Genomic DNA, 9,802 nt, shown 5'->3' on the forward strand with positions numbered 1-9,802 from the left:
AGGAAAACGCATGAATTACGAAACAGTCATTGGACTTGAAGTCCATGTCGAATTAAAGACAGAATCAAAAATGTTCTCTCCATCTGCCGCTCACTTTGGAGCAGAACCTAACACAAATACAAACGTTATTGACTTCGGTTATCCTGGTGTCCTGCCGAAAATGAACCGTCGTGGTATTGAATTCGCCATTAAAGCCGCTTCAGCTTTAAACTGTGAAATCAACCCAGTACAACACTTCGACCGTAAAAACTACTTCTACCCAGATAATCCAAAAGCCTACCAAACAACTCAATTATGGCGACCAATTGGTGAAAATGGTTGGATTGAAATTGAAGTTAACGGTGAAACGAAAAAAATCCGCATTGAACGTCTTCATTTAGAAGAGGATGCTGGTAAAAATATTCACGGTGCGGGTGACTCATTAGTTGATTTGAATCGTCAAGGTACACCACTATTAGAAATCGTATCCGAAGCAGATATGCGTTCACCAGAAGAAGCATATGCTTACTTGGAAAAAATCCGTGAAATCATTCGTTTCACAGGCGTTTCTGATGTAAAAATGGAAGAAGGGTCAATGCGTTGTGACGCCAACATTTCTTTACGTCCTTATGGTCAAAAAGAATTTGGTACTAAAAACGAATTGAAAAACTTGAACTCATTCAACTATGTTCGTAAAGGTTTAGCTTACGAAGAAAAACGTCAAGCACAAGTCTTAAACGCTGGTGGTGTGATTGAACAAGCGACTCGTCGTTACGATGAAAACACTGGTAAAACACAATTAATGCGTGTAAAAGAAGGGGCAGCCGACTATCGTTACTTCCCAGAACCAGACCTACCGCCATTTACTGTATCTGATGCTTGGTTAGAAGAAATTCAAGCCAGCTTACCAGAAATGCCGGCTGATCGTCGTAAACGTTATGTAGAGACTTTCGAATTACCAGAATATGACGCTCAAATTTTGACACAAACTTTAGAAATGTCAGACTTCTTTGATGCTACAGTGAAAGCTGGCGCTGATCCGAAACAAGCTTCTAACTGGTTAATGGGTGAAGTGAATGCTTACATGAACGATAATGAGAAAGACTTAGACCAAATTGGTTTAACGCCTGAATCATTAGCAGAAATGATTGCCTTGATTGAAGATGGTACTATTTCAAGTAAGCAAGCGAAGAAAGTATTCAAAGTCTTAGCAGATAAAGGTGGTTCAGCTAAAGAGGTAGTTGAAGCTGAGGGATTAGTACAATTATCTGATCCAGCACAATTGTTACCATTGATTACTGAAATCCTTGATAACAACCAACAATCAATTGATGACTATAAAGCTGGTAAGAAGAAAGCGACTGGTTTCTTAGTGGGTCAAATTATGAAAGCGACTAAGGGTCAAGCGAATCCACAAGTTGTTAATCAATTATTAACAGAAGAATTAGACAAGCGCTAATTCTGAATAAAATAAAATGTGTCTGGTCCACCGAATCGGTGACCCAGACACGTTTTTTTTATTTTCACAAAAATGTTAGCTTGCAGACGAATTCGTATAGAGATAGGCAAGGCTTCGCCTACACTTTACCTACCATTGCCTTGAGGAGCGGGAGACCGCCCTGAGCCAAGGTCTCAAGGTTTGCCTGACGACTCAATCTGCAGGGGCTTAAGCACGTAATAGATTTATGTGCTTAAGTCACCCACTGTCACCGATATGACATGCTAGGTAATTTCAGCATCGGACTAGCAAAATTTTTGAACAGGTAACTTGTTACTCATTATTTTGAAAAATCTCGGTTACTATTCAAGAAAATTGCATGTCTTATTTAGCAACAATTGCTGAATACAATTTATCCTTAACAGGAGTTACTATTCTTGGAGGATAATATTTGTGCACTAGCATTTTCTAAAAAATATATAAATGGCTAAATGATTAGAATTAAAGAGTTGACTTATCATCAAAATGACATTATCATATACCTAAATTGCTATATATAATACGCGATGATAAGATAAGTACGCTTTGAGACTTGTATAGAGAACCTATGTTTGGTGGAAGTAGGTCAAGGGGATTAGGGGAAAATGGTCTAGGAGCATAATAGTTTAAGCCAAAAATAGGTGAGAATTGTTCGGTATCCCCCGTTACAAAGGAAGAGTATGATGATTTTTTGACGTACTCTATGAGTTTATATTAGTGATAATGTAATAAATTAAGGTGGTACCATGAAGTAGCTTTCATCCTTTGCACAAGCAGGAGATGGAAGCTTTTTTTATGTATATCATTACAACCTATAGGAGGAATTTAAAATGACTAAAGACTATAAATTTGAGACTCAAGCTATTCATGCTGCCCAATCTATCGATGAAACAGGCGCACGCGCCGTTCCTTTACATCAAACAACAGCTTATGTTTTTGATGATGTTGAACAAGGGGCTAACCGGTTTGCTTTAGCAGAAGGAGGCAATATTTATACGCGAATCACAAATCCAACTCAAGGGGTTTTTGAAGCCAGAGTAGCTGCTTTAGAAGGAGGTACAGCTGGCTTGGCTGTTGCTTCGGGTATGGCTGCTATTTCTTACGCTATTCAAGTTTTAACTAAAGCTGGTGACCATATTGTAGCGACAACTAACCTATATGGTGGAAGTCACAACTTATTTGAACATACATTCAAGGATTTTGGTATCGATGTGGCAATTGTAGATACGAGTGATTTGACGAATGTGGATCAAGCTATCCAAGACAATACCAAAGCAGTGTTCATAGAAACAATCGGTAACCCGGCTGGAAATATTGAAGATATTAGTGGGTTAGCTGAAATGGCGCATAGACATGGGATTCCATTAATCGTTGACAATACTTTTGCAACGCCATATCTATCACGTCCGATTGAACATGGTGCAGATATCGTTGTCCATTCAGCCACTAAATTCATTGGTGGTCACGGTACTTCAATCGGTGGGGTAATTGTAGAAAGTGGACAGTTTGACTGGAAACAAAATGATAAGTTCCCAGGCTTAAGTCAAGCTGATCCAACTTATAATAATCTTATTTTCGCAGATGCATTCGGTCCAGCAGCATATACTACAAAAATTCGTGCGACACTTTTACGAGATACTGGCGCTTCAATTTCACCTTTCAATGCTTGGTTATTAGTTCAAGGCTTAGAATCGTTACACGTGCGTATGGATCGTCATGTTGAAAATGCAGAGAAAGTGGCTAAATTCATAGTGCAACACGATAAAGTAGCATGGGTAGACTATGCAGGACTAGAAAGTAGCCCATATTATGGTTTAAAAGAAAAATATCTTCCTAAAGGGGCAGGTTCAATCTTTACCTTCGGGGTTAAAGGCGGATACGAAGGCGGGGTTAAATTCATTGAAAATCTAGAATTATTCTCTCTATTAGCGAATGTCGGAGATGCTAAATCATTAGTGGTGCACCCGGCTTCAATGACCCATAGTCAATTAACTGTAGAAGAATTAGCTAAAGGTGGCATTAAACCCGAAACAATCCGTTTATCTATCGGAATTGAAAATGTTGATGATATTATTGCTGACTTAGATAAAGCATTATCTGCGATTTAAAGTTAATATCATTAAAGCTGGAAGTCACAATATTCAAAAAAAAACGAGCGTTCCTTCTTAGGGGCTCGTTTTTGCTTAATGGTATGTAAATTTTATAATTCAACTTCCGCAAAGTTCAAATGCGCTCTTTTTTCAATGGCCTTAGTAATTTGGTAGGCGATTTCAAAGTCCACCATGCCGTGAATTAAGGTACCAATTCCGATTAAGACGATCAAGGTATACATAAAACCGTCTGATGGAGGGGTTACGCCTGTTGCAGTCAAAATGTAGACAATGGCGACTTCACCTAATCCATGAATGGCATTGATGACCAGGCTGAATAAGGCTCTTGATCCTGTTTTAACTAAGGTTTTAGGCGCTTTTTGTAGGTAATAGGCACCTAAAGTTGCAAAAATTAAATGAGTAAGGGCACGAGCCACGATAATGATTGGGAAACCTGCCATTAAAAAACCGATAGTAGTACCGACTGCGACAATAGCTGCTGTTGAAGGTTTTCTAAACATGGACATGTCAACAGGGACATGAGAACCTAAGGTAAAAGAGGCAGGCCCTATGACGACTTTAAAGGGCATAATTAAAGGGATAAAGATCCCTATAGCGGTAAGTAAACCAGTAATAGTTATATTTTGTGTGCGCTTAGACACTTGATTCCTTTGCATAGATTATTCCTCCCAAATTTGTTGAGTTCATCATACGCAAAATTCTTAAAGGTGTCAAGACAGGTGTAAAGACTGACAAGGGAGATCATCAAAAATTCGAAAATGAAAACTAAATACTTTCGTCTAATAAAATGCCAACAGCCTTTAAGTCGGCTTTAATGGCTTCAAATGTGGCTTCATCAGACGTCGTAATGGTATGCAGGTGGATGCCGTTGGTTAAAGAAGACAGCATGGTACCGGCTGATTTATCCATAGCTTCATGGAAGTCTTGAATATCGCCTGCGTGCTTAATTTGTAGGCTGGCTTTAATTAACCCGTAATAAGGGTGGTCTATCTCGACATTTTCAACGAAGCCACCGTGGTTAATGATAATAGTCAATTCCTCAATAGCCTGGTCAGCTAAATGTTGGCAGACGATTTTGCTACGGAAGCGACTATCATCCACGCTGGTAGCTTTATCGGCTAATAGGTAACCTTGATTTGTGGCGATAATGTCATGGTGACTGGCCCGCAAAATAGCGACGTCCCCGACAATGATTTGGCGACTGACACCAAATTCTTTGGCAAGGCTAGTGGCTTTCAGGGGCGTTGTGGCTTGGTTCAAAGTTTGAATCAATAAGTCTCGTCGTTCGGTTGCTTTCATGAAAGGCCCTCCTTTAGATCTTTCGTTGATTATAGCATAGGTTTTCACCTGACCACTAACAAGCTGAGGTTACGCACACTCCTGTTAAGGGAGGATCTCGATACCTATGAAAGCTTGACAATTAATGATAAAATGATAAGGAAGATTTAACGAGATCAAAAAGAGATAGATAAGGGAGATTATTATGGCAAAAGTAGAAAGTTTTACATTAGATCACGATGCAGTGAAGGCCCCCTACGTGCGCGTTGCGGGCGCTGAAACAGGGGCGTTAGGGGACAAATTAAGCAAGTTTGATATCCGCTTTGTGCAACCAAACCAGGATTCCATTCCAACCAGTGCTATCCATACTTTGGAACACTTATTAGCGGCTTACACGCGTGATTATTTAGATGGCGTTATCGATATTTCACCAATGGGATGCCGGACTGGATTCTACATGATCGTTTGGGGTTCGCCATCGGTTGAAGAAGTAGCTACTGCAATGACAAAAGTCTTGAATGACGTATTGGCAGCTGAATGGTCAGATGTACAAGGAACTGAGCGCGTTGAATGTGGAAACTTCCGTGACCACTCATTATGGGGTGCGCAACAATATGCAAAAGACGTTTTAGAAGTAGGATTCTCAGTAGATCCGTTCGAACGTAAAGTCTTAAATTAGAGAGGTTTCTATGGATAATCAAGAGAAAATTAAAATTTTACAGGATGTCATCCAATTAGAAACACCAAACGGTAATGAAGAAATTGTTGCCCTATACTACAAGAACTTACTTGAAGCCCACGGCATTGAATCACAACAGATTCAATATGCGGATGGTCGTACTAACTTGGTAGCAGAATTAAAAGGCCAAAAAGATGGGAAGATCTTAGCGGTATCAGGTCATATGGACGTTGTAGATGCTGGGAACCCAGACTTGTGGACATACCCACCATATGGTGCAGAAATTCATGATGGTGTGATGTACGGACGCGGGACTACTGATATGAAGGCTGGGTTAACGGCTTTAATCATCGCTATGATTGAATTGAAAGAATCTGGCCAAGATTTCGCCGGAACAGTTCGCTTGTTAGCCTGTGTAGGGGAAGAAATTGGTATGCTTGGGTCTAAACAATTAACTGACCTAGGCTACACTGAGGATATCCACGGCATGATTATCGCCGAACCATCAACCCCTTACTACAACACCAAACACAAGGGGTCAATTCAATATCAAGTCATCGCCTATGGACGTGCTGCTCATTCCTCTACACCGGAAAAAGGGGTTAACACCATCCAGCTGATTAACGATTTTATCAACAAGACCAATGTCGAGATTGATGAAGCGGCTGCGACAGCTGAAAACGATATGTTAGGTAAAATGTTAAACGTCTTCACAATGATTGAAGGGGGCAACCAAATTAACTCAGTCCCTGAATATACAGTCCTATCAGGAAATGCACGGACAATTCCTGAAGTAGGCAATGACGTTGTGGTTGGCATTTTCAATGATGTGATTGAAGAAATTAACGCTAACGGTCAAGGAACATTAGAATTGAACTTGTTACAAAACAACCAATATGCAGATGGGGCTAATGATTCTGCATTAGTAGATTTAATTAAGGTAGAAGATCCACAAGCGGAAAACCGCGGGTTAAGTGGTGCAACTGACGGGTCTAACTTTACCAATGTAGATAACAAATTTGACTTTGTTATTTATGGACCAGGTAGGATTGGTAGCGCTCATACCATTGACGAGTCTATTGAAGTGGACCAATACTTGGACTTTATTGATCGATACGTGAATATTTATAAAGGATTTTTGAAATAGTGTGTTCCTAGTTTTTGGTTGTAAACAAAAAATCTATTTTAATTATCTAAAATTATAAGCCAAATCAAATGAATGATAACATTATGAACGCTGGCACTCAGGTGTTGGCGTTTTGTTGTTTTCCCAAGTATTTCAAGGGTTTGCGTGGTAAAATAGTGGAGATAATGAAAAAGGATGATGATAATTATGAAACAAAAATATACAACGCCGATTCAAAAGAATGAATCTTTTGAGGGCACAATTGAAGACCTTACTTTTCAAGGTTTAGGTGTGGTTAAAGTGGATGGTTATCCACTATTTGTAGAGAATGCTTTACCTGGTGAAGTGGGGACAATTAAGGCCATTTCTGTGGGTAAAAAGTTTGGCTATGGAAAAATGATGCAACGAACTGTGGATTCACCGGACCGGGTAGGCATTGTGGATAAGGTATCAAGCCAAGTGGGCACAATGCCACTGCAACATATGACTTATGAAGCACAACTTGCTTTCAAACAAAAGCAAGTGGAGAATGCTTTTAGTCGTTTTGGTGTAGCTGAAGGGCGCGAAGTATTGCCTACTGTAGGTTCTGAAGATACTTTTAAATACCGTAATAAGGCGCAAATTCCTATCGGTACGGATAATGAAGGACAATTGTATTCAGGATTTTACCGGAAAAATTCTCATGAGATTATCCCTGTGGAAGATTTTAAAATCCAATTACCTGGAATTGATGAAGCTATCGCAAGTATTGTGGATATCTTTAACCAACACCAATTAAAAGGCTATGATGAAGCGAAACATTCTGGTCTCGTACGTAATATTGTCATCCGTAAAGGCTACTACACAAACCAAATGATGGTCATTATTGTGATTAACGGTAAAAATTTACCGGAAGAAAACCAAATTGTGACTGAAATAGTGGAAAAATTACCAGAAGTTGTGTCTATTGTCTTGAGTTCGAATACTAAACAAACAAATGTCGTGATGTCAGGTAAACAACGTGTGTTATATGGTGTGGATAAATACGAGGATAAGATGTTTGATTTTACCTTTGATATTTCAAGTAGATCATTCTTCCAAATCAATACCCCTCAAGCGGAAAAATTATATCAATTGGCGATTGATGCGGCTGACCTAACAGGTGAAGAAACCGTCATCGATGCCTATTGTGGTATTGGGACCATCACCATGGCTTTAGCGAAAAACGCTAAGCAGGTATACGGGGTGGAAGTGGTATCTGATGCGGTTAAAATGGCGAAGAATAATGCCGCTAAAAACTACATTGATAACGTTCATTTTGAAACAGGACAAGCCGAAACAGTAATGGGTGAATGGGTTAAAGCCGGCGTTCAACCGGACGTCGTTGTTGTAGACCCACCACGTAAAGGCTTAGAGGATACTTTCATCGAATCAACAATTGAAGCTAATCCAGAGAAAATTGTCTATGTATCATGTAACCCAACAACCATGGCACGTGATATCGCTAAATTCGTTGAAGCAGGTTATAACTTCGAGCAAGTCCAACCATTAGATATGTTCCCACAAACTTGGCATGTGGAGTGTGTGGTATTGATGCAAAAAGTTAAATAAGAAATGGTTTTATAGAGGGCTTTCTAGGCTTCATGTAAGTGTCTGGAACCCCCTTTTTTTGAAATTTTAGATAAATGTAAGTCTGATTTCTCGTTTGGAGCATTTAAGGGAAGGTGCGTATGCGGGAACGAGTCGAGCCTTGAAAGGTTGGTATAACAGTATTCTTCTCTGAAAACAAAAACTATAGTTTAAAATAGCCTACTCTGCTATATTATGAATAGATAAGTAGCCTTCTAAGGAGGAAAAGATGATGGATTATAATCCTAAAATTCATTATATACCGGCCCGACCTAAGCCTATTAAGCGAGTAGGTATTTATTGTCGAGTATCATCATCCAAGGATGAACAATTGAAAAGCTTGTCTAATCAAATTTCAGGTCTGACTCGCAAGGCAGCTAATATTCCTTCGTGGAGAATCATGGATATGTATGTGGAGATTCGATCCGCCAAGGGAGAAACAAATCGCTCCGAACTCAATCGTCTGATAGTTGATTGTAAAAATGACAAGTTGGATGTTGTTGTTCTAAGAGAAGTCAGCCGATTAGGCAGAGATACTGTTGAGACTTTAGAAAGCTATCGAGCCGTTAGAAATTCTGGAGTATGTGTTATTTTTGATGAGAATGTGTTGGATACAGAGCTGGATTCGAATGAATTCATTCTGAGTGTGTTTGAAGCAGTATACCAAGCAGAAAATGAACCGCGCAGTCAGAACATTAAGATTGGAATGCAACAAAAGGCTCTGGATGGAACATTTGGATTCTATCATCGTAAGCGTTATAGGTAAGCAGCGAACCAGAACAAGAAGGCTTTGAAAGGGAAATGTTTGAAGTCTTTGATGATCACAGCTATTAACATTTGGAGGGAACATAAATCAGATTGATACAAGGAAATAAACAGAACACAGTTGAAAGACAAGGCTGAAATTAGTAATAATGTTATTGCAATCTAAAAAAATGGTCTAGTGGCAAATGAACTCTTATAAAAAAATAACTGCCTTAATGTTGATTTTAGTGACAGCATTGGGTTAGAGGAATGATTAAATCTGTGGCGAGAGGAGGCAGCTTTTTATTTATAGCAAAGACTATGACTAAATCAATTGAAGATAAAAATAGAAATATAGATTCGATTAGTTCGGCTGATATTCTTGAGAATACAATACGTAAACAAATGCCTGAAATATTGGATATTTTTGATTAAGTAAAGCGTGGAGAACTTAGAGTTTATTACAATCCAACAAACATATCAATACCTATACCAATAGTTGGTAAAATCCAGGAAATCAGTATGTTTGAGAATGAAGAAACCGAAGTAAAAATTGATGAAGAGTTTTTTTTAAAAAGTGTGACAAGAGTCAGAAAAAGTGTGTATGATGTAGTAATTCAGTTTGGAGATTCTTTTAGTTTAATTGTAAATTCAGATGAAAACATTGGAACATTAGACATCAATATGTCAAAAAACTTAAGAAGTATTAATTCTCCTGAATAATTCATAGTTTTTCTTTTAACGCTAACTAATGTTGATTTAACAAACTTTAACTCCGTCTTGTCCATCACCCATTAGGT

General features: G+C 38.8%; 9 protein-coding genes and 1 other annotated feature. Of the genes, 7 read left to right on the forward strand and 2 right to left on the reverse strand.

From position 1 onward, the window contains the following. Nucleotides 1-10 precede the first annotated feature (10 nt). Together gatB and B2V22_RS01305 are read left to right on the forward strand one after the other, a co-directional pair. Nucleotides 11-1,438: an Asp-tRNA(Asn)/Glu-tRNA(Gln) amidotransferase subunit GatB gene (gene gatB, locus B2V22_RS01300; RefSeq protein WP_290489969.1), complete on the forward strand. Its 1,428-nt coding sequence runs from the start codon at nucleotides 11-13 to the stop codon at nucleotides 1,436-1,438. Nucleotides 1,439-1,974: 536 nt separating this feature from the next. Continuing rightward, nucleotides 1,975-2,225 (forward strand) — a binding site (T-box leader). 61 nt (nucleotides 2,226-2,286) lie between these two features. Continuing rightward, on the forward strand, nucleotides 2,287-3,564 hold the full coding sequence (locus B2V22_RS01305) for an O-acetylhomoserine aminocarboxypropyltransferase/cysteine synthase family protein (RefSeq protein WP_290489970.1): 1,278 nt from the start codon (nucleotides 2,287-2,289) through the stop codon (nucleotides 3,562-3,564). A gap of 92 nt (nucleotides 3,565-3,656) precedes the next feature. Here the strand turns inward: B2V22_RS01305 and B2V22_RS01310 are convergent, their stop codons facing one another. Together B2V22_RS01310 and B2V22_RS01315 are read right to left on the reverse strand one after the other, a co-directional pair. Beyond that, nucleotides 3,657-4,223, reverse strand: a complete 567-nt coding sequence (locus B2V22_RS01310) for a hypothetical protein (RefSeq protein ID WP_290489971.1) — start codon at nucleotides 4,221-4,223, stop codon at nucleotides 3,657-3,659. Between the two features lie 109 nt (nucleotides 4,224-4,332). Next, on the reverse strand, nucleotides 4,333-4,866 hold the full coding sequence (locus tag B2V22_RS01315) for a transcription repressor NadR (RefSeq protein WP_290489972.1): 534 nt from the start codon (nucleotides 4,864-4,866) through the stop codon (nucleotides 4,333-4,335). A gap of 184 nt (nucleotides 4,867-5,050) precedes the next feature. Here B2V22_RS01315 and B2V22_RS01320 point away from each other — a divergent pair, with 184 nt between their 5' ends. The 5 genes from B2V22_RS01320 to B2V22_RS01340 all read left to right on the forward strand — a co-directional run bounded on the left by B2V22_RS01320 (nucleotide 5,051) and on the right by B2V22_RS01340 (nucleotide 9,725). Beyond that, a complete protein-coding gene (locus B2V22_RS01320) occupies nucleotides 5,051-5,524 on the forward strand; it encodes an S-ribosylhomocysteine lyase (protein WP_290489973.1) in 474 nt (157 codons plus the stop codon). Between the two features lie 10 nt (nucleotides 5,525-5,534). Next, a complete protein-coding gene (locus tag B2V22_RS01325) occupies nucleotides 5,535-6,671 on the forward strand; it encodes an ArgE/DapE family deacylase (RefSeq protein WP_290489974.1) in 1,137 nt (378 codons plus the stop codon). A 186-nt stretch (nucleotides 6,672-6,857) separates the two neighbouring features. Further along, complete coding sequence (gene rlmD, locus B2V22_RS01330; RefSeq protein ID WP_290489975.1) at nucleotides 6,858-8,240, forward strand: 23S rRNA (uracil(1939)-C(5))-methyltransferase RlmD; 1,383 nt, start codon at nucleotides 6,858-6,860, stop codon at nucleotides 8,238-8,240. Between the two features lie 247 nt (nucleotides 8,241-8,487). Beyond that, a complete protein-coding gene (locus B2V22_RS01335; RefSeq protein ID WP_290489976.1) occupies nucleotides 8,488-9,024 on the forward strand; it encodes a recombinase family protein in 537 nt (178 codons plus the stop codon). A gap of 500 nt (nucleotides 9,025-9,524) precedes the next feature. Next, nucleotides 9,525-9,725 carry a hypothetical protein gene (locus tag B2V22_RS01340; protein WP_290489977.1) on the forward strand — a complete coding sequence of 67 codons (201 nt, stop codon included), beginning with the start codon at nucleotides 9,525-9,527 and terminating at the stop codon, nucleotides 9,723-9,725. Nucleotides 9,726-9,802 lie beyond the last annotated feature (77 nt).

The organism is Aerococcus sp. UBA6277 (assembly GCF_002440555.1).
Lineage (GTDB): Bacteria > Bacillota > Bacilli > Lactobacillales > Aerococcaceae > Aerococcus.